The sequence below is a fragment of the Nonomuraea thailandensis genome, from assembly GCF_024172165.1.
GTDB lineage: Bacteria > Actinomycetota > Actinomycetes > Streptosporangiales > Streptosporangiaceae > Nonomuraea > Nonomuraea thailandensis.
Window position 1 is genome coordinate 6,230,491 of sequence record NZ_JAMZEB010000002.1, and the last position, 19,989, is coordinate 6,250,479.

Annotated in this window: 14 protein-coding genes; 3 read left to right on the forward strand and 11 right to left on the reverse strand. The window is 72.9% G+C overall.

Going from position 1 to position 19,989, the window contains the following annotated elements; all coding sequences use genetic code 11:
- Positions 1 to 291: 291 nt before the first annotated feature.
- The 11 genes from murC to mraZ all read right to left on the reverse strand — a co-directional run bounded on the left by murC (position 292) and on the right by mraZ (position 14,802).
- The gene (murC, locus tag HD597_RS32090; protein ID WP_253746890.1) at positions 292 to 1,689 is read right to left on the reverse strand and encodes a UDP-N-acetylmuramate--L-alanine ligase; all 1,398 of its coding nucleotides are present in this window, start codon (positions 1,687 to 1,689) and stop codon (positions 292 to 294) included.
- Positions 1,686 to 2,762: an undecaprenyldiphospho-muramoylpentapeptide beta-N-acetylglucosaminyltransferase gene (gene murG, locus HD597_RS32095; RefSeq protein ID WP_253746891.1), complete on the reverse strand. Its 1,077-nt coding sequence runs from the start codon at positions 2,760 to 2,762 to the stop codon at positions 1,686 to 1,688. The genes murC and murG overlap by 4 nt, the downstream gene beginning before the upstream one ends.
- Before the next feature lie 12 nt (positions 2,763 to 2,774).
- Positions 2,775 to 4,064 carry a putative lipid II flippase FtsW gene (gene ftsW / locus HD597_RS32100; RefSeq protein ID WP_253746892.1) on the reverse strand — a complete coding sequence of 430 codons (1,290 nt, stop codon included), beginning with the start codon at positions 4,062 to 4,064 and terminating at the stop codon, positions 2,775 to 2,777.
- A complete protein-coding gene (gene murD, locus HD597_RS32105; RefSeq protein ID WP_253746893.1) occupies positions 4,048 to 5,424 on the reverse strand; it encodes a UDP-N-acetylmuramoyl-L-alanine--D-glutamate ligase in 1,377 nt (458 codons plus the stop codon). The genes ftsW and murD overlap by 17 nt, the downstream gene beginning before the upstream one ends.
- Positions 5,424 to 6,479, reverse strand: coding sequence for a phospho-N-acetylmuramoyl-pentapeptide-transferase (gene mraY / locus HD597_RS32110; RefSeq protein ID WP_253746894.1), 1,056 nt, complete (start codon positions 6,477 to 6,479; stop codon positions 5,424 to 5,426). Before mraY ends, murD begins: the two co-directional genes overlap by 1 nt.
- Entirely contained in the window at positions 6,476 to 7,990 is a 1,515-nt protein-coding gene (locus HD597_RS32115) for a UDP-N-acetylmuramoyl-tripeptide--D-alanyl-D-alanine ligase (protein WP_253746895.1), read from the reverse strand. Before HD597_RS32115 ends, mraY begins: the two co-directional genes overlap by 4 nt.
- On the reverse strand, positions 7,990 to 9,519 hold the full coding sequence (locus tag HD597_RS32120) for a UDP-N-acetylmuramoyl-L-alanyl-D-glutamate--2,6-diaminopimelate ligase (RefSeq protein WP_253746896.1): 1,530 nt from the start codon (positions 9,517 to 9,519) through the stop codon (positions 7,990 to 7,992). The genes HD597_RS32115 and HD597_RS32120 overlap by 1 nt, the downstream gene beginning before the upstream one ends.
- Before the next feature lie 40 nt (positions 9,520 to 9,559).
- Positions 9,560 to 11,290, reverse strand: a complete 1,731-nt coding sequence (locus tag HD597_RS67360) for a peptidoglycan D,D-transpeptidase FtsI family protein (RefSeq protein WP_465263954.1) — start codon at positions 11,288 to 11,290, stop codon at positions 9,560 to 9,562.
- 1,043 nt (positions 11,291 to 12,333) lie between these two features.
- Positions 12,334 to 13,194, reverse strand: a complete 861-nt coding sequence (locus tag HD597_RS32130; protein WP_253746898.1) for a hypothetical protein — start codon at positions 13,192 to 13,194, stop codon at positions 12,334 to 12,336.
- A complete protein-coding gene (gene rsmH, locus HD597_RS32135) occupies positions 13,184 to 14,149 on the reverse strand; it encodes a 16S rRNA (cytosine(1402)-N(4))-methyltransferase RsmH (protein WP_253746899.1) in 966 nt (321 codons plus the stop codon). The genes HD597_RS32130 and rsmH overlap by 11 nt, the downstream gene beginning before the upstream one ends.
- A 221-nt stretch (positions 14,150 to 14,370) precedes the next feature.
- A complete protein-coding gene (gene mraZ / locus HD597_RS32140; RefSeq protein WP_185106715.1) occupies positions 14,371 to 14,802 on the reverse strand; it encodes a division/cell wall cluster transcriptional repressor MraZ in 432 nt (143 codons plus the stop codon).
- A gap of 414 nt (positions 14,803 to 15,216) precedes the next feature.
- On the opposite strand from mraZ, the gene HD597_RS32145 reads away from it, so the two are divergent.
- Genes HD597_RS32145 through HD597_RS32155 form a run of 3 tightly spaced genes read left to right on the forward strand, consistent with a single transcriptional unit; the run spans position 15,217 to position 19,968 of the window.
- Positions 15,217 to 16,245, forward strand: a complete 1,029-nt coding sequence (locus tag HD597_RS32145; RefSeq protein WP_372513424.1) for an AAA family ATPase — start codon at positions 15,217 to 15,219, stop codon at positions 16,243 to 16,245.
- 31 nt (positions 16,246 to 16,276) lie between these two features.
- Positions 16,277 to 17,539, forward strand: a complete 1,263-nt coding sequence (locus HD597_RS32150; protein ID WP_253746901.1) for a DUF58 domain-containing protein — start codon at positions 16,277 to 16,279, stop codon at positions 17,537 to 17,539.
- A complete protein-coding gene (locus HD597_RS32155) occupies positions 17,536 to 19,968 on the forward strand; it encodes a transglutaminase TgpA family protein (protein ID WP_253746902.1) in 2,433 nt (810 codons plus the stop codon). Before HD597_RS32150 ends, HD597_RS32155 begins: the two co-directional genes overlap by 4 nt.
- The last annotated feature ends 21 nt before the right edge of the window (positions 19,969 to 19,989 follow it).

Below are 19,989 nucleotides of genomic sequence, written 5' to 3' on the forward strand. Positions count from 1 at the left end.
ACGCGCGGCCCGACACCCGCGCGCCACGCCCAAACGCCCGCCCCGCCGGACGCCCGCCGCTCCCCGGCGTCCCCGCACGGGGCCGGGGCCGCCGCTCCCCCGCGTCCCCGCACGAGCCGGAACCCGCCGCTCCCCGCACGGGCCGGAACCCCGCCGCTCCCCGCACGGGCCGGGGCCCGCCGCCGAAGGCGAACGCCGGCGGGGATGCGGCGCAAGAGAAGGCCGGGCGCCCGCCGTCGGCGCCCGGCCACGCATGGGCCCGCATGCGCGCGTCGCGCAGGCGGGCAGCACTCAGGACAGCCGCGCCACGATCTGCGGCCCCAGCTCCGTCACGTCACCGGCGCCCATCGTCAGCACGATGTCCCCGGGCCGGGCCCGCTCGGCCACCATCCCCGGCACCGCCGACCGGTCCGGCGCGTACGCCACCCGCTCCGGCGGCAGCGGCACCCGCCCCGCCACCATGGCCCCCGACACCCCGGGCTCCGGGTCCTCCCTGGCCCCGTAGACGTCGAGCACGATGGCCTCGTCGGCCAGCCCCAGGGCCGTGCCGAACTCGTCGGCGAAGAACCGGGTCCGCGAGTACAGGTGCGGCTGGAAGATCGCGATGACCCGCCCGGTGCCGGAGTAGGACGCCACGACGTCCCTGGCGGCCCTCAGGTCGGCGGTCAGCTCGGTCGGGTGGTGGGCGTAGCTGTCGAACACGGCGATGCCCCCGGCCTCGCCCTTGGCCTCGAAGCGCCGCTTGGCCCCGGTGAAGGCCCCCAGGCCCTCCCTGATCTCCTCGAACGGGAGCCCCAGCTCGTCGGCCACGGCGATCACCGCGGTGGCGTTGAGCGCGTTGTGAGCCCCGGGAACGGCCAGCCGCACCTCGCCCCGGCCCTCGATGGTGAAGACGGTGCCGAACCCGTCGGGCCTGACCCCGGACACGCGGTAGTCCTCGCCCTGCGCGCCGTACGTCCTGACGCGCAGCCCCCGCTCCCTGGCCCGCAGCGCCAGCTCCGTCGCGCCGGGGTCGTCGGCGCAGACGATCAGCAGCGAGCCGACCCGCTCGGCGAAGCGGGCGAAGCTGTCGTGCACGGCCCGCGGGTCGCCGTAGTTGTCGAGGTGGTCGGCCTCGACGTTGGTCACCACGGCGATGTCGGGGGCGAGCATGAGGAAGGAGCCGTCGCTCTCGTCGGCCTCGGCCACGAACACCCGCCCGTGCCCGTCGTCGGCGCCGAGCCCGGTGGTGACGAGCTGGCCGCCCACGCAGTAGGACGGGTCGGCGCCGCACTTCTGCAGCGCCACGGTGAGCATCGAGGTGGTGGTGGTCTTGCCGTGGGTGCCGGCGATGGCGACGGCGGTGCGCCCGGCCATGACGGAGGCCAGCGCGGCGGCCCGCGGGATGATCCGCAGCCCCTGCTTGAGCGCCTCGCCCAGCTCGGGGTTGGAGTCGCGGATGGCGGTGGAGACGACCACGGTGTCGACGTCGCGGATGTGGGAGGCGGCGTGCCCGATGTGCACGGTGGCGCCCAGCTCGCGCAGCTCGGTGATCTGCTCGGAGCTGCGCGCGTCGCTGCCCGTCACCCGCACGCCGCGCTTGAGCAGGATGCGGGCGATGCCCGACATCCCCGCGCCGCCGATGCCGATGAAGTGCACCCGCCCCAGCTCTTCGACGGACACGGGATCGACCAGCTTCACGAGACTCATCGGGCTATCTCCAACACTTTCCTGGCAAGCATGATATCGGCGTCCTTCCTCCCCAGTCTGGAGGCGGCCTCCGACATGACGGCGACCCGCTCCGGGTCGTGGAGGACGGGCAGCACGTTGTGGATGATCCATTCGGGTGACAACTCGGCGTCGTCGGCCATGAGGCCGCCGCCGCCGGCGGTGATGCGCTCGGCGTTGATGCGCTGCTCGCCGTTGCCGTACGGCAGCGGCACGTACGCGGCGGGCAGCCCCACCGCGGTCAGCTCCGCGCAGGTCAGCGCGCCGCTGCGGCACAGGGCCAGGTCGGCGGCGGCGTAGGCGAGGTCCATGCGGTCGATGTAGGGCAGCAGGACGTACTGCGGGTCGCCGGGCGGCGGCTCGCGCTCGACGGTGTTCTTCGGGCCGAGCACGTGCAGCACCTGCACGCCCGCCCGGCGCAGCACGGGGGCGGCGGCGAGCGCCGCCTCGTTGATCGACCTGGCGCCCTGCGAGCCGCCGAACACCAGCAGCGTCGGCCGGTCGTTCTCCAGCCCGAACCACGAGCGCGCCTTGTCGCCCGTGGACAGCCGGTCGAGCGTGACGATGTCGCGCCGCAACGGCGTGCCGATGAACTCGGCCTTGGGCAGCGCCGCGTCGGGGAAGCCGCTGAAGACGTGGTCGGTCAGCCGCGCGCCCAGCCGGTTGGCCAGGCCGGGGCGCGGGTTGGCCTCGTGCACGACGATCGGCACGCCGCGCCGCTTGGCCGCCAGGTAGGCGGGGGTCGCCACGTACCCGCCGAAACCGACCAGGACGTCGGCCTTGACCCGGTCGAGGATCGCCGCGGTGGCGTTGATCGCCCCGGCCAGCCTGCCGGGCACGGTGAGCAGGCTCGGAGTGATCGCCCTGGGCAGCGGCACGGCCGGCACCAGCTCCAGCTCGTAGCCCCTGGCAGGCACGAGCCGCGTCTCCAAGCCGCGCTCCGTGCCCACGCAGGTGATGCCGACGCTCCCGTCAAGATGACGCAGCGCGTCCGCAAGGGCGAGCGCGGGCTCGATGTGCCCGGCTGTCCCCCCACCGGCGAGGACCACCCTCATCTCGGTCACTCCCTAACGTGTCGCTCGGCCTCTGGACGTGCCCCCCAGGCCAAGCCAGCTTAGGGCCCGGGCGGCCGGTCCGGGGCCACGAGCCGCCAAGGCCTCACGCGCCCCTGGCTCTCGCTTGGCGAACGACAGCAGCATGCCGAGCGCGGCGAGGGTGGGCAGGAGCGCGGAGCCGCCGTACGAGACCAGCGGGAGCGGGATGCCGGTGATCGGCAGCACGCTCAGCACGGCCCCCATGTTGACGGTCGCCTGCCCGACGATCCAGGCCACCATGGCGGCGGCGGCCAGCCTGATGAAGGCGTCGTTCACCCGGACGGCCACGCGCAGCCCCGCGTAGCCGAGCAGCCCGAACAGGGCCACCACCATCAGCGTGCCCATCAGCCCGAGCTCCTCACCGACGATGGCGAAGATGAAGTCGCTCTCGCCGTGCGGCAGCCAGCTCCACTTCTGCCGGCTGCTGCCCAGGCCCAGCCCGAACCAGCTCCCCGAGCCCATCGCGATCTGCCCCTGGACGGCCTGGTAGCCGGCGCCCTGCGCGTCGGCCCACGGGTCGAGGAAGGCGCCGATGCGCGCCATCCGGTACGGCTCCACCCTGATCATGATGACCGCGGCCAGCACCGCCAGCGCCATGATGCCGCCGAACAGCTTGATCGGCGCCCCCACCACCCACAGCAGCGACAGGAAGATCATGAAGAGGACCAGCGTGGTGCCCAGGTCGCGGCCGAGCATGACCATGACGGCCAGGATCGCGGTGCCGGGCATGAGCGGGATCAGCATCTGCCGCCACTCGATGCGGCCCTGCCGCGCCCGCCTGGCCAGCAGGTCGGCGCCCCACAGGACGAGCCCGAGCTTGGCCGGCTCGGACGGCTGGATGGTCAGCGGGCCGATGTAGATCCACCGCTGCGCGCCCAGCTCCGAGGAGCCGATGAACAGCACCATGACCAGCGCGATGATCGACAGCGCCATCAGCGGGTAGCCGGCCCAGCGGAAGAACTTGACGGGCAGGCGCGAGCACACGTACATGACGGGCACGCCGATCGCGGCCGACAGCGACTGCTTGATGAACCACGAGAACGGGCTGCCGGTCTTCTGCAGCGCCTCGATGCTGGAGGCGGACAGCACCATCATCAGCCCCAGCGCGAGCAGCAGCGCGCTGCACATGATGATCAGGTAGTAGGTGGTCAGCGGCCGGTCGAGCAGCTCCTTCAGCGTGCCGAGCTGCTCGCGCGCCCACCCCTGCGGGCCCTCGCGGGCGGGGGCGGGCGGCCGGACCCGCTCCTCAGCGCTCGCGCTCATGTCGCTGCTTCAGCTCACGTACGGCACGCGCGAAGGCCTCCCCCCGCGCCGGATAGTTCGCGAACATGTCGAGGGAAGCCCCCGCCGGGGACAGCAGCACGGTGTCCCCGGGGGAGGCCAGCCGCGCGGCTTCGGTGACGACTTTTTCCATCGCACCAGTGTCCCGATCGGGGATGTCCACGAGGGGGACATTCGGCGCGTGTCGCGCAATGGCTTCGGCGATCCTCGCGCGATCGGCGCCCAGCAGCACCGCGCCGCGCAGCCTGGGGGCGGCCTGGCGTACCAGGTCGTCGACGTCGGCGCCCTTGAGCAGCCCGCCCGCCACCCACACCACCGACGGGTACGACGCCAGCGCCGCCGCGGCGGCGTGCGGGTTGGTGGCCTTGGAGTCGTCGACGTAGTCGACCTCGCCGATCCGGTCCACGTGGGCCAGCCGGTGCGGGTCGGGCACGAAGTCGCGCAGCCCCTGGCTCACGGCCTCGGACGGCACCCCGAGCGAGCGGGCCAGGGCGGCGGCGGCCAGCGCGTTGGCCACGTTGTGCGGCGCGAAGGGGCGGATGTCCTCCAGCGTCGCCAGCTCCTCGGCCGCCTCGACCGGATCGGCCACGAACGCCCGGTCCACCAGCAGGTCCTCCACCACGCCGATCTCGCCCCGCTTGGGCACCCGCAGCGTGAACCCGACAGCGCCCGAGTACGGCGCCGCCAGCCGGGCGGCCTCGGGGTCGTCGGCGTTGAAGATCACGGTGCCGGCCCGCTCGTAGATGCGGCCCTTGGCGGCGGCGTACTCCTCCATGGACCCGTGCCAGTCGAGGTGGTCGGGCGCCACGTTCAGGATGGCCGCGGCGTGCGGGGCCAGCGTGCCGGACCAGTGGAGCTGGAAGCTGGACAGCTCGACGGCCAGCACGTCGTACGGCTCCGCGACGGCCTGCACGACGGGCACGCCCACGTTCCCCACGGCCAGCGCCTTTCGGCCGTCGGCCTGGAGGATGGAGGTGAGCATGCGCACCGCGGTGGTCTTGCCGTTGGTGCCGGTGAGCGCCAGCCAGGGCGCGGCCTGCGCGGGCCGCAGCCGCCAGGCCAGCTCCACCTCGCCGACGACCTCCACCCCGGCGCTCAGCGCGGCGGCGATCAGCGGATGGTGCGGCGCCCACCCGGTGGTGACCACGCGCGTCACCCCTGCCGGCAGCGTCATCTCGCCGAACCGGGTCTCCACGCCGGTCCCGGCGAGCTCGGCCGCTGCGGCGAGCTGCCGCTCGCCCTCCACGGCCTCGACGACCACGACCCGCTCGCCGCGCGCGGCCAGCACCTTGGCGACGGCGGTGCCGGACACTCCGAGCCCGGCCACACAGGTGTAACTCATTACTTGGGCATCCACTCCACGTAGAACAGCCCCAGCCCGAGCGCCGCGCACAGGATCGCGATCAGCCAGAAACGGACCACGATCGTGGTCTCGGCCCAGCCCTTGAGCTCGAAGTGATGCTGCAGGGGGGCCATTCTGAACACACGTTTGCCGGTCATCTTGAAGGACCCGACCTGGATGATGACCGACAGCGTGATGATCACACACAGACCGGCGAGAATGATGAGCAGGAGCTGGGTGCGGGTGGCGATGGCCAGCCCGGCCAGCACGCCGCCCAGGGCCAGCGAGCCGGTGTCGCCCATGAAGATGCGGGCGGGCGGGGCGTTCCACCACAGGAACCCGATCAGCGCCCCCAGCACGGCGGCGGCCACCACGGACAGGTCGAGCGGATCTCGCACCCAGTAGCAGTTGGGCCCGAGCTGGTCGATGCAGTTGTTGCGCAGCTGCCAGTTGCCGATCAGCACGTACGCGGCCAGCACGGCGCCGGTCGCGCCACTGGCCAGGCCGTCGAGACCGTCGGTGAGGTTCACCGCGTTGGAGAACCCGACGATCATGATGAGCACCCAGATGGTGAACCCGACGATGCCGATCGACGGGCCGATGTCACGCAGGAACGACACGCGGGTCTCGGCGGGGGTGATGCCGTAGACGTTCGGCTGGCGGGTCACCAGGACGGCGAAGACCGCGCCGACGACGAGCTGGCCGAGCGCCTTGGCACCGCTGCGCAGGCCGAGGCTGCGCTGCTTGTAGATCTTGATGAAGTCGTCGAGGAACCCGACCGCGCCCAGCCCCGTCATCAGGAACAGCACCAGCATCCCCGACACGGTCGGGGGCTCCAGCGTGGCCAGATGGGAGGCTCCGTAGGCGAGCAGCGCGGCCAGCACGAAGACGATGCCGCCCATCGTGGGCGTGCCCTTCTTGCCGAGGTGGGCCTGCACGCCCTCCTCGCGGACGTTCTGACCGATGCCGCGCCGGGAGAACAGCCTGATCGCCAGGGGGGTGCCGAGCATCGACAGGACGAGTCCCACCGCGCCGGCGATGACGATGTTGATCACTGGGTGGCACCTCCGAGCACGAGCTCGGCCGTCCGCTCCAGACCCATCGCCCTCGGCCCCTTGATCAGCACCGCGTCACCGGGCCGCAGCCACACGGCCAGCTCCGCCGCCGCGGCCTCGGCGTCGGGCACGTGCACGATCCGCACCGGCTCGCCGTAGCCGGGCGCCCCCGGAGGCGCGCCGTCCGGCGCCTGCGCAGCGCCCGCCTGACCGCCCGCCTGAACGCCCGCTTGGGTGGGCGTCTGAGCGCCCGTCTGAGCGCTCGGCTGGGCGCTCGCCTGGGCGGCCGCGTGCGCGCCCGCCAGGACCGGCTCGGCGTCGGGCCCCGCGACGATCAGCCCCGCGAGCCCCGCCCCGCCGGCCAGCCGGCCGAGCTCGGCGTTGAGCGCGGGCCCTTCGTCGCCCAGCTCCCGCAGCGCCGCGATGACCGCGAAGCGCCGCCGCCCCTTGCCCAGCACCTCGAACGCCGAGAAGGCCGCCCTCATGGAGTCGGGGTTGGCGTTGTAGGCGTCGTTGACCACGGTGACGCCGTCGGCCCGGTCGGTGACCTCCATCCGCCACCGGCTGCGCGGGGTGGCCTCCGACAGCTCCTCGGCGATCGTGGCCACCGGCAGGCCCAGCTCGTAGCCGGCCGCCGCCGCGGCGAGCGCGTTCTCGACCGCGTGCTCCCCGTAGAGCTGCAGCGACACGTGCGCGGCCCCGGACGGGGTGCGCAGCGTGAACGAGGCGCGCCCGCGCGCGTCCACCACCACCCCCTCGGCCCTGATCGCGGCCGACTCGCCGCGCCCGTAGTAGGTGACCCGCGCCTCGGTGCGCGTGGCCATGCCGCGCACCAGCGGGTCGTCGGCGTTGAGCACCGCCACGCCCGAGCGCGGCAGCGACTCCACCAGCTCCCCCTTGGCCTTGGCGATGGCCTCCTTGCCGCCGAACACGCCGAGGTGCGCCGTGCCGACGTTGAGCACCACGCCGATCTGCGGCGGCGCGATGCGGGTCAGCTCCTTGATGTGGCCGATGTTGCGCGCGGCCAGCTCCAGCACCATGAACCGGGTGTCGAGGTCGGCGCGCAGCACGGTCAGCGGGTGGCCGAGCTCGTTGTTGAAGCTGCCCTGGGGCGCGATGGTGGAGCCCACCCTGGCGGTGAGCCGGGCCAGCAGGTCCTTGGTGCTGGTCTTGCCGGCCGAGCCGGTCACGCCGATCACGGTGACGTTCGGCAGCGTACGGACCTGCGCGGCGGCCAGCTCGGCCAGCGCGGCGGCGGCGTCGGGCACGATCACCGCGGGCGCCTCGACCGGCCTGGAGGCCAGCACGGCGACGGCTCCGGCCCGGATGGCGTGCGCGGCGTAGTCGTGACCGTCGACCCGCGCGCCCTTGATGGCGACGAACAGGGATCCCGGTTCTACGGCCCGCGAGTCGATCACGACGGGCCCGCGCACCACCGCGCGGGGATCGGCCATGCCCGACAGGGCGCCCGAGGTTATCTCGGCGATCCTGGCCAGCGGCAACGGGATCATTAGTGCTTCCTGCTTTCCTTGCGTGCGTCGATCGCTCCGGCGACCACTTCGCGGTCGTCGAAGGGGATCACCTCGCCTGAAACGTACTGGCCCTGCTCGTGACCCTTGCCCGCTACGACGATCACGTCGCCGCGCCCGGCCCGGGCGATCGCCAGGCCGATGGCGGCCGCGCGGTCGGGCTCAATGATCACATGAGCGCGGTCGTGCTGCGGAACGCGGAGCGCTCCCTCCATCATCGTCGCGAGGATGGCCAGCGGATCCTCGGAGCGGGGATTGTCGCTCGTGAAAATGGCCACATCTGCCAGCTCGGCGGAGATCTGGCCCATGATGGGCCGTTTGCCCTTGTCGCGGTCGCCGCCGCAGCCGAGCACGATCGTCAGCGTGCCCTCCGTGACCGTACGCAGCGAGCGCAGCACCGACTCGACGGCCCCCGGCTTGTGCGAGTAGTCCACGACGGCCTGGAAGCCGTCACCGGCGCCCGTGACACGCTGCATGCGCCCCGGCACCCCGCTCAGCGAGCCGACGCCGTGCACGGCCGTGTGCAGCGGCACCCCGGCCTCGACGAGCGTGACGATGGCGCCGAGCGCGTTGGCCACGTTGAACGGGCCGGGCAGCGCGACGCTCGCGTCGGCCTCGACGCCGCCGGGGCCGACCACCCGGAAGACGCTGCCGTCGGAGCCGAGCCTGGCGTCCACCGCCCGCCACTCGGCCTCCGGGTCGCCCAGCGCCGAGAACGTGGTCATCGGCACCTTCGCCAGGCCGAGCAGCTCGCGCCCGTAGCGGTCGTCGAGGTTGGTCACCCCGGCGCGGCTCAGCTCAGGCTGGAACAGCTTCACCTTGGTCGCGAAGTAGTCCTCGAAGTCCTTGTGGAAGTCGAGGTGGTCCTGCGACAGGTTCGTGAACAGGGCGACGTCGTAGTAGATGCCGTCGACCCTGCCCAGCGCCAGCGCGTGGCTGGAGACCTCCATGGCGGCCGCGGTGACGCCCTCCTCGCGCATCAGCGCGAACAGGCCGTGCAGGTCGCAAGCCTCCGGCGTGGTGAGCGTGGGCTGGAAGCGGAGATCGCCCACGTGGATCTCGACGCCGCCCACCAGGCCCGCCCGGTGACCGGCGGCCCGCAGGCCCGCCTCCAGCATGAACGTGGTGGTGGACTTGCCGCTGGTGCCCGTGACGCCGAGGACCTGGATGTCGTGGGCCGGCTGCCCGTACACCCAGGAGGAGATCTGCCCGAGCAGGGCGCGCGGGTCGGGCACGATGAGCACCGGCAGCCCGGTGGCCACGGCCGCGTCGCGGCCCGCCCGGTCGGTGAGCACGGCCACGGCGCCGCCGGCCATGGCGTCGGCGGCGAACGTGGCGCCGTGGACCCGGTTGCCGGGCAGCGCTACGTACAGGTCGCCGCGCCTGACGTTGCGGCTGTCGATGGTGACGCCGGTCAGCGCGGCATGAGGCGACCGCGCAGTGCCCGAATCGGCGTCGAGCATGGTCGCGAGCCCGGTCAGCGGGCGAGGCGGGCTGGTCGTGGGACGCATAGACGACGGGGGACGCACGGCGAGAGCGTACCTTCCCTGGTCACTGTCCGGCGCGCGTACGCACCGTCGGCGCGGCGGAGCCTGTGGGAGGAATCTTCTTGCTCTTGATGGCGAACGTCATCACATCCTTGAACACGGGGGCCGCCAACTGCCCGCCGAAGTGGCCCTTCTTCGGGTTCTGCACCACCGAGAGCACCACCAGGCGGGGCTTGTCGGCCGGCGCGAACCCGACGAACGAGGCGGTGTAGCCGTCGTAGCGGCCGAGCTCGGCGTCGTAGCGGTTGGCCGTGCCCGTCTTGCCCGCCACCCGGTAACCGTCGATGGCCGCGAGCTGGCCCGTGCCCTCCTCGCCCACCGCGCTCTCCAGCATGGTCGTGATCTCCCTGGCCGTCGTCTCGCTCACCACCCTGGTCTGCTTACCGGCAGGAGCCGGGACGAACCTGCCCGTGGCGTCCGTCGTGCCCGCCACGATCTGCGGGTCGAGCTTCACGCCGCCGTTGGCGATGGTCTGGTAGACGCTGGCCATCTGCAGCGCCGTCACGGAAACACCCTGCCCGTAGGCGACCGTGCAGCTCTGGCTGCCCGACCACTTGCGGTAGTCGGGCAGCAGGCCCGCCTCCGCGCCGGGCACGCCGCCGCCCGGCGCGGAGCCGAACCCGAACGCCTTCAGCATCTCGTACAGCTTCTGGCTGCCGACCTTGCGCGCCGCCATGACCGTGGCCACGTTACTGGACTGCGCCATCGCCTGGCGGAACGTCAGCGCCTCCACCTTGTGCGCGTGCGCGTCACGCAGCACCTGGTCGGCGCACCTGATCCGGTCGGGCACCTGGTAGACCGTGTCGGGCGTCACCGCCTTGGCCTCCAGCGCGGCGGCGGCGGTGATCACCTTGTTGGTGCTGCCCGGCTCGAACACGTCGGCGGCGGCCTTGTTGACGTACCGGGACTCGGGGGCCTTGCGCCAGTCGTTCAGGTCGAGCTCGGGGGCGTTGGCCATGGCGACGATCTGCGCCGTCTGCACGTCCATGACGATCACGGTGCCGCTGTCGGCCCCGGACTTCTGCACCTGCTCGCCGATCGACTTCTGGGCGGCCCACTGGATGTCGCGGTCGATGGTCAGCCGCACGTCCTGGCCGTCGACGGGCGCGGTGCGCTGGCTGCTGGTCATCGGGATGCGCTGGCCGTCGCGGCCGGTCTCCACGCGCTGCTCGCCGTCGTGCCCGGCCAGCAGCGAGTTCCTGGCCTGCTCCATGCCGCCCAGGCCGTTGCCCTCGTCGCCGACGAACCCGATCAGGCTGCCCGCCAGGTCGCCCGCCGGGTACAGCCGCTTGTAGGTCTTCTTCGTCGACAGCGCGGGCACGCGCTGCTGCAGCAGGCGCGTGGCCACGACGGGCTCGACGTCCCTGGCCAGGAGCTGGTAGTGGGTGCCGGTCCTGCCCAGCTTGGCGGCCATCTCCTGCTCGTCCTTGCCGAGCTGCTGGGCCAGGATCTTGGCGATGTTCGCGCGCACGCCTGCGGGCACCTTGGAGGGGTCGATCGACACCTCGCGGGCCTCGACGGTGACGGCCAGGTCGTGGCCGTTGACGTCGGTGATCGAGCCGCGCTTGGCCGGGATCGTCTCGGTGTGCTGGCGCTGGTCGGCCGCGGCCTCCTCGTAGACCTTGGAGTCGAGGCCCTGCATCTGGATCAGCCGGCCGGCGAAGATCGACAGGATGAACGTCATGCCGATCAGGCCGAAGTTGATCCGCCTGCGCGGGCTGCCCAGCCGCAGCACCAGCGGCGGGCGCGGCGGCCTGGGCGGCGGCCGGCGCGGGCCCCTGGGCGGCGGCACGTCACCGCCGCGCCGGGCCACCCGCTCGCGCGCCTCCGGCCGGGAGCCGCCCGGCTGGGCGCGGCGCTGCGGCCCGTCCTCCTGCCTGCTCCTGCGCCGGGCCTCCTCGCCTCCGCCACGGCCCGGCTCGGCCCCGCCGCGCCCGGCCTCGGCCCTGGAACGCCCGCTCTCCGCACCGGTACGGCCGTTCTCGGCCCTGGAACGCCCGCTCTCCGCGCCCGTGCGCCCGGCCTCACGCCGCGCGCCGGACCCGCGAGCCGCCACGCCTCCAGAGCCGGCGCCCCGGGACGCTGCGGGCCGATCACCGGGCCGATCACCGGGCCGATCACCCGCGCGACCGCGGGCACGCTCGTCGTGCCCCTGCACGCGGCCCCTGAGCCGCTCGTCGTCCTCACCGCCCCGGGAGCCACCACGCCCCCTCGGCCGCTCGCCGTCGTCGGTCCCCCGGGAGCCACGCCCTCTCGGCTGCTCGTCGCCGGCCCCCCGGGAACCATGCCCCCTGGGCCGGTCGGTGTCCTCGCGGCCCTGGGCGCCGCGCCCGCGCGGGGAGTCGCCCTCGTCGCGCCCCCTCGGCCGCTCACCGTCGCGCGAGCGCCTGCGGGCGCCGTCACCGGTCTCCGGACGCGAGCGGGCGTCGTCGGCCGGCTCCTGCCGGGAGCGGCGCGGCTCGTCGCCGGAGTCGCGCCCGCTCCGGCCGCGCGCGTTGTCGCCGGAGTCGCGCCCCGGCCGGTCACGGTCGTCGTCGCGCCCGAACGTGTCACGCCCGAACGGCAGGTCGAGGGGGTCGCGCGGGCGTCGCGGCGGGTTCTCCGGCGACGCCGGACGGCCCGACCCGTCGGAACGGCCCCCGTCCGAACGGGAGGCGCCGCCCTGACGCCCCGTCCGCCCCGGACCTCCCGGCGTACGACGAGCGGCGCCAGGCCCTCCCTGAGAGCCGGCGCCGCCAGCGCCGCGGCCGGGACCCTGCCCCCTGCCGCCTGATTCCCTCACCGCTCCGTGTCCACCCGGCTCGCCTGGTCGCCCGCGCTGCTCCAGCTGTCGACCTCGCTCCAGTCGCGGTCGTAGCCCTGCTTCTCGGCCAGGTCGGCGATGACGCCGGGCTGGGTCTTGCGCTGGTACTCCTGGTCGATCTGCTCGTTCTGCAGCCGCGCCTCGGCGATCTCCTTGCGCAGGGTGGCGTCGGTGATGGCGTCCTGGGCGAGCATGGTGTTGAGCAGCAGCAGGCTCACCAGGCCGCCACAGAGCAGCCCGACGACGAGCAGCACGAACGGGGCCCGCTGCCGGCGCGCGGGACCGCGCCGCGGCGCGGGACGGCCCGGGGCCGCCTCGGCACGCGCGCGACCGCCCAGCGGCCGCCTGGCGGCGGCCTGGCCACGAACCCGCTCGACGACCGGCGTCCTGCGGCCCGTGCCCCGCACCCGCTCGTCGGCCGGCGTCTCACGACCGGCGGCCTCACGCGCGCGCTCACCCGTCTCACGACCGGCTGCCTCACGCACCCGCCCAGCGGCCTCACGGCCTGCGGCCTCGCGCACCCGGCCGGCGGCCTCACGGCTCGCGGCACCGCGTGCCTGCCCAGCGGCCTCGCGACCACCGGCGCCGCCGCGCGCGCGGCCCGCGGCGGGCGCCGTGCCGTCGGCGTCGGCCCGCGCGCGCTCGTCGGCCGGCCGCCTCCCGGCGGCCTCGGCGCGGGCCCGTTCGGCGGCCGAGCGCTTGGCCTCGGGCTCGTGCCGCGTGTCAGGACGGGGACGCGGCTTGGGCTGGTGCCCCGTCGCCGAGCGGCGCGTGCCCGTCTTGGGCACGGCGCGGCGGCCGGGCGTGCCCTTGCCGGTCTCCTGCTCAGTCGTCAACACGGATCCTCTCTGCCGCCCGTAGCCGGGCCGAGGCCGCCCGCGGGTTGCGGGCGAGCTCTTCGTCGCTTGGGAGCTCCGCTCCCCTCGTCAGCAGGCGGAACCTCGGCTGGTGAGCCGGTAGCGGGACGGGCAGCCCGGGAGGGCTGGTGTCCCTGGTTCGCGCCGTGAGGGCCTGCTTGGTGAGCCGGTCCTCGAGTGAGTGGTAGGAGAGCACGACGACTCTCCCGCCGAGCACCAGCGCGTCGAGTGCCGCGGGGAGCGCCGCCTCCAGGGCGGACAGCTCCGCGTTCACCTCGATGCGCAAAGCCTGGAAAGTGCGCTTGGCCGGGTTGCCCCCGGTGCGCCGGGTCGCGGCGGGGATCGCCTCGCGGACGATGTCCGCCAGCCGCTTCGTAGACGTTATTGCCTCTTTGGCCCGTTCCTTGATGATCAGCCCCGCGACACGCGGGGCGAATCTCTCCTCGCCGTAGACGCGCAGGATGCGGGTCAGCTCCGCGGCGTCGTAGGTGTTGACCACCTGCTCGGCCGTCAGCTCCTGCGAGGTGTCCATGCGCATGTCGAGCGGAGCGTCGTAGGAGTAGGCGAAACCGCGCTCCGCCTCGTCGAGCTGCGGCGAGGAGACGCCCAGGTCGAACAGCGCCCCGTTGATCGCGGTGCGGCCCGTGCGGGCGAGCACGCCCGCCAGGTCGGCGGAGGAGGCGTGGACGAGGGTGATCCTGTCGGCGTACGGGCGGAGCCTGCGCGTGGAGAAGTCGATGGCGAAGGGATCGCGGTCGATCCCGATCAGATGCAGCCCGGGGTGGGCGGCGAGCAGGGCCTCCGAGTGGCCACCGAGGCCGAGGTTGGCGTCGACGACGACCGGATCAGGCACGGAGAGCGCGGGGCCCAGCAGCTCCAGAACGCGCTCGAGCAGCACCGGAACGTGACCGCCCGTGCCGACGTCGTCGCCCATCTCCAACCCCCCTCTCGCGTCCTTGCTCGCGGATGACGCGTTCATCGATCGTTCGCCGGTCCTTTCCTGGGTCCCCACCCGGAGCCGCCCGGCCAGGTCCCCATCCGCACCCTCTTCGTGGACGCCCGCCATCTGACACCGGGGAAGGTGCATCAGCTGCGGACAGTGGTTGCGGGTGGAGACCTCGCCGAACGACATCACCGACGGATCGACCGTGGTCACTACAAGATCCCTGGCAGCACCTCCTCCGACAGCTCGGAAAACGCCTGCTCCTGCGCGCTGAGATAGGTGTCCCAGGCCTGTGCGTCCCAGATCTCCAGCCGGGTGTTGGCCCCGATGACGACGCAGTCACGTTCCAGCCCCGCGTACTGGCGGAGGCTCTGCGGGATCGTGATGCGCCCTTGCTTGTCTGGTTTCTCGTCGGACGCGCTGGCGAAGAAGACGCGGCTGTAGTCACGCACCGCCTTGGCGGTGACCGGGGCGGTGCTGAGAGCCTCGGTTATGCGCTGGAACTCCTCCACGGGAAACACGTAGAGGCATCGCTCCTGGCCTTTGGTGATCACAAGACCCTCCGCCAGCTCCTCACGGTACTTAGCCGGCAGGAACAGCCGTCCCTTGTCGTCCAGACGCGGTTGATGGGTGCCGAGGAACATCGGCCCCACCTCCCGTGCCTCGTGGAGCGCTCAGCGCTGGTGCACCGGGCTCTCCACTGCGCACCACCATACTCCACTTCTCCCCACCGTCAACTGATTCGAACCGTCTTCATCATCGGTTTCCGTTGCGTTACCGCAGGTCAGAGCGATGGAGCAGGGTGGGGGGCGGTGCGCGGGGGGTCAACCCTCATGGGCGTGTCGAGGGTTGAAAAGCCCGTGGAAACAGGGCTCGCGGGGACCGGGGGTGCCCGGGTGGGGGAAAGTGGGGCGCTCCGCGGGGTCCGCTGTGTCACCGGATTCGCACTGCCATGCCACAAGAACAGGAACTTTGCCGGTGTTCGCTGGAATATCCGCAAATGTCGCTCAAGAACCCGCAGCGTCGTAGGGTCGTACAGACAATGGAAAAGGAATGGCATGGCTCCCGCAAAGGCACCGTACCGGGACAGCCGTCGCACTTCTCATGGAGGCCTGGTGGCAGTAACCCATGACGTCCCTCCCCAGCTCGACGAGCTGGTCTCCACAGCCCACCGGATTCGGCAGGCCATCGAATCGGTGATCGAGGGCAAGAGCGATGCCGTCCGCCTCACGCTGACCGTCTTGCTCGCGGAGGGCCACCTCCTGATCGAGGACGTGCCGGGTGTCGGCAAGACGATGCTCGCCAAGGCATTGGCCCGCTCCATCGACTGTCCTGTGCGACGGGTCCAGTTCACCCCGGACCTGCTGCCCAGCGACATCACCGGAGTGAGCGCCTACAACCAGCAGACCAGAGAGTTCGAGTTCAAGCCAGGGCCCGTCTTCGCCAACATCGTGGTGGGCGACGAGATCAACCGTGCCTCTCCCAAGACGCAGTCGGCGTTGCTGGAGTGCATGGAGGAGCACCAGGTGACGGTGGACGGGCACACGTACCAGCTCGACGCGCCGTTCATGGTGATCGCCACCCAGAACCCGATCGAGATGGAGGGCACCTATCCCCTGCCCGAGGCGCAGCGCGACCGCTTCACCGCGCGCGTCGCGATGGGCTACCCCGAGCCGACCGCCGAGCTGGAGATGCTCGACGTGCACGGGGGCACCTCGCCCCTCGACAAGCTCGAGCCGGTCGCCACGACCGCCGAGGTGCGCGCGCTGATCGAGGCCGTACGCGGCGTCTACGTCTCCCAGGCGGTCAAGAAGTACGCCATCGACCTCGTCGTGGCCACCCGCCACTCCCCCGACCTGCGGCTGGGTGCCTCCCCCCGGTCCACGCTGCAGCTCGTACGCGCGGCGCGGGCGCACGCGGCCCTGTCCGGACGCGACTACGTCATCCCCGACGACCTCCAGGACCTGGCCATCCCGGTGCTGGCGCACCGCCTGCTGCCCAGCGTCGAGGCCCAGGGGCAGCGCCGCCTGCCCGAGCAGGTGGTGACGGATCTGATCAGGCGCGTGCCGGTGCCGGAGACCCGCTGATGAGACAGCGGCGTACGTGGAGTGAGGCACAGTGAGAGCCGGACTGAGGGCCCTGACGTCCAGGGGGAGGTCGTTCCTCGCGTCCGGGATCGCGGCCCTGCTGATGGCGTTCCTGCTGGGCGAGAACGACCTGTTCAGGATCGGCGTCCTGGTGACGACGCTGCCGCTGCTGGCCGCGATGGTGGTGGCGCGGACCCGCTACCGGCTGAGCTGCGCCAGGCGCCTGGACCCGCCGAGGGCCGAGGTGGGCGGAGAGGCCACCGTGACCCTGCGGCTGGAGAACGTCACCAGGCTGCCCACCGGCCTGCTGCTCATCGAGGACACGGTGCCGTACGCGCTGGGCGTGCGACCCCGGTTCGTGCTGGACCGGGTGGAGCCGCGCGGCGTGCGGGAGATCGACTACCGGGTCCGCTCGGACCTGCGCGGCCGGTACACGATCGGGCCGCTGTCCATCCGCATCGCCGACCCGTTCGGGCTGGTGGAGCTGACCCGCTCGTTCACGATCAGTGACACGCTGGTGGTGACGCCGCACGTCGCGGCGCTGCCGCACGTCCGGCTGTCGGGTGAGTGGACGGGCGGTGGCGACAGCAGGACCAGGAGCGTGGCGGCGGCGGGCGACGACGACGTGGCGCCGCGCGAGTACCGCCAGGGCGACGACCTGCGCCGGGTGCACTGGCGCTCGACGGCCCGCTACGGCGAGCTGATGGTGCGCCGCGAGGAGCAGCAGTGGCAGAGCCGCGGCGCGCTCCTGCTGGACACGCGCAGGCACGCCCACCGCGGCGAGGGCCCGCGCTCGTCGTTCGAGGTGGCGGTCTCGGCCGCTGCCTCGATCGGCGTGCACCTCGCCCACGAGGGCCTGGGCCTGCGGCTCGTCACCGACCAGGGCGCCGAGCACCTGACCGACTCCGGTCTGAGCTACTCGCTGCTCGACACCCTGGCCGTGGTGCGGCACAGCCCGGCCCGCTCCCTGGAGATGGGCATCTCGGCGCTGCGCTCGGGCGGCGGCGACGGGCTGATCGTGGCGGTGCTGGGCGGGATGGACGCCGAGGAGGCCAGGGAGCTGGCCAGGCTGCGGCACAGCGGCATCACCGGCGTGGCCGTCCTGCTCGACGTGAGCACGTGGGAGGGCCGCGACCGGGCCGCCGAGGAGAACCACCAGGCCGTGCAGACCGTGCTGGCCGGGTACGGCTGGCGCATCGTGAACCTGCCCGCGGGCACCTCGATCGCCTCCGTCTGGCAGGACGCCGGCAACCGCGGCAGGTACGCGCTCAACCCCACGGGAGGGGCGGCATGAGACTGACGATCGCCTCGGGAGTGGCCGCGTTCACCGCGGCCTTCCTGCTCTCCCCGCTCTTCCAGGGCGGCAACTGGTTCTGGACCTCGCTCGGCGCCGTGCTGGCCGTGGTGGCGGCGGGGCTGCTGAGCAGCCGCCTGTCCCTGCCCGCGTGGGCGGCGCCGCTGCTGGGCGCGGCCGCGACGTGGATCTACCTGACGGCGGCCTTCGCCTCCGAGGAGGCGTGGGCGCTGGTGGTGCCCACCAAGGGATCGGTGCTGGAGCTGGCCAGGCTGCTGGGCGTCGGCTGGGCCGACATCCAGCGCTTCGCGGCCCCCGTGCCGGACACCGAGGGCATCACGCTGCTGACCGCCGGCGGCGTGGCGCTGATCGCGATCGCCGTGGACCTGCTCGCCGCGCGGGTGCGGCGAGCGGCCCTGTCGGGGTTGCCGCTGCTGGCGCTGGCCACGGTGCCGGCGACGATCCTGACCGATCCGATCAGCTGGTGGGCGTTCATCGTGGCCGCGCTCGGCTTCGTCAGCCTGCTGATCGCCGACGGCCGCGAGCGGGTGGGCCACTGGGGCAGGGCGGTGCTGGTGCGCCGCACCCGCCAGGCCGCCACCAGCGCGCCGGCCGGCGGCGGGGCCCAGGCGGACACCACCGGCCTGCGGCTGTCGGGCAAGCGCATCGGGTTCGCCGCGATCCTGCTGGCCGTGCTGCTGCCGGCGGCGCTGCCGGCGATGGAGCCGGTGTCGTTCTTCACGTTCGGCGTGGGCGGGCGCGGCTCGGGGCCCGGCAACTCGATCAGCATCCCGAACCCGATCGCCAACCTGAAGGGACAGCTCGACCTGCCGGAGCGGCGGGTGGTCCTGTCCTACGACAGCTCCGACAACAAGCCCCGCTACCTGCGGATCTACGCGCTGGACACCTTCGACGGCCAGCAGTTCGGCATGACGCAGCCCAAGGGCGCGCCGGAGAACAGGACGGAGAACGGGCCGCTGCCCGAGCCGCCGGGGCTCGGCCCCGAGGTGAAGATCAACAACGTCGTCACGAACGTCCAGATCAGCGACGAGATCGCGCGGCTGCAGTTCCTGCCGCTGCCGTACCCGGCGCGGGAGATCAGGGTGGACGGCGACTGGCGGGCCGACGTGGACACGCTCATGGTCTTCTCCACCCGCGAGGAGGCCGCCGGCATCGAGTACGACGTGTCGACGAGCGAGCCGGAGCCGACCGCGGACCTGCTCGACTCCTTCGACGGCATCAGGCCGGAGGTGGACGAGCGCTTCCTCGCCCTGCCCGAGGACCTGCCGCCGGAGATCAGGAAGCTGGCCAACGACGAGACGGCGGGCGCCAGGACCAGCTACGACGCGGCGCTGAAGCTGCAGGAGTTCTTCACCAGGCCGGGCAACTTCCAGTACGACCTGCGCACGCAGGGGCACAACAGCTCGGCGCTGCGCAACTTCCTGATCAGTGACCGGGTCGGTTACTGCGAGCAGTTCGCCGCGTCGATGGCGGTGCTGGCCAGGCTGGTGGGCATCCCGTCGCGGGTGGCGATCGGCTACACGGGCGGCGTGCAGGTCGGCGACCGGTGGGAGGTCGGCACGAACGACTCCCACTCCTGGCCGGAGCTGTACTTCGAGGGCGTGGGCTGGCTGCCGTTCGAGCCGACCCCGTCGGGGGCGGCCGGTCAGGGCAGCGCTCGCGTGCCGTCGTACGCGGAGCCGCGGCCGACGCCGACGCCGGGGGCGAGCAGCACGCCGACGCCGGGGGCGACCAGCTCCTCCGCCGACGAGCCGCAGAACCCGTCGGCCCGGCGCAACATCCGCGAGCTGGACCGCGAGGGCACGGTCGCGGCCGGCGCGCTGCCGCCGGACGACTCGATGCCGCTGATCGGCAAGATCGGCATCGGGGCGGCGGCGCTGGTGCTCGTCCTGCTGATCCCGGCCATGGTGCGGCTGATCACCAGGAACCGGCGGGTGCGCAGCCTCGGCTGGAAGGTGTCACAGCCCTCCGACGAGCTGACGGCCAGGATGGTGTCGGGCCGCGACCAGGTCACGGTGGCCGCCGCGTGGGCCGAGCTGGACGACGTGCTGTACGACTACGGCATGGCCCGCGAGACCAGCGAGACCCCGCGGGCGCTGGCCCGGCGGCTGACCCAGCAGTACGAGTTCGACGCCGGCTCGGCGGCGGCCGTCGCGGCCATCGCCTCGGCGGTCGAGCGGGTGCTGTTCGCCCGGGAGCCGGGCCGGATCGAGCCCATGAACAAGGACCTGCGCAAGGTACGGCAGGCGCTGGCGGCCACGGTGTCACGCGGCCGGCGGGTACGGGCGGTGCTGCTGCCCCCGTCGACGCTGCGCCGGCTGCGGCTGCTGGGCGAGCGGCTGCTGGACGGGTTCGATCTGCTGGAGACGATCAGGTTGCGCCGGACGGCGGCCCAGAAGGGCGGCTGAGGCACCGGCCTGACACGCGGA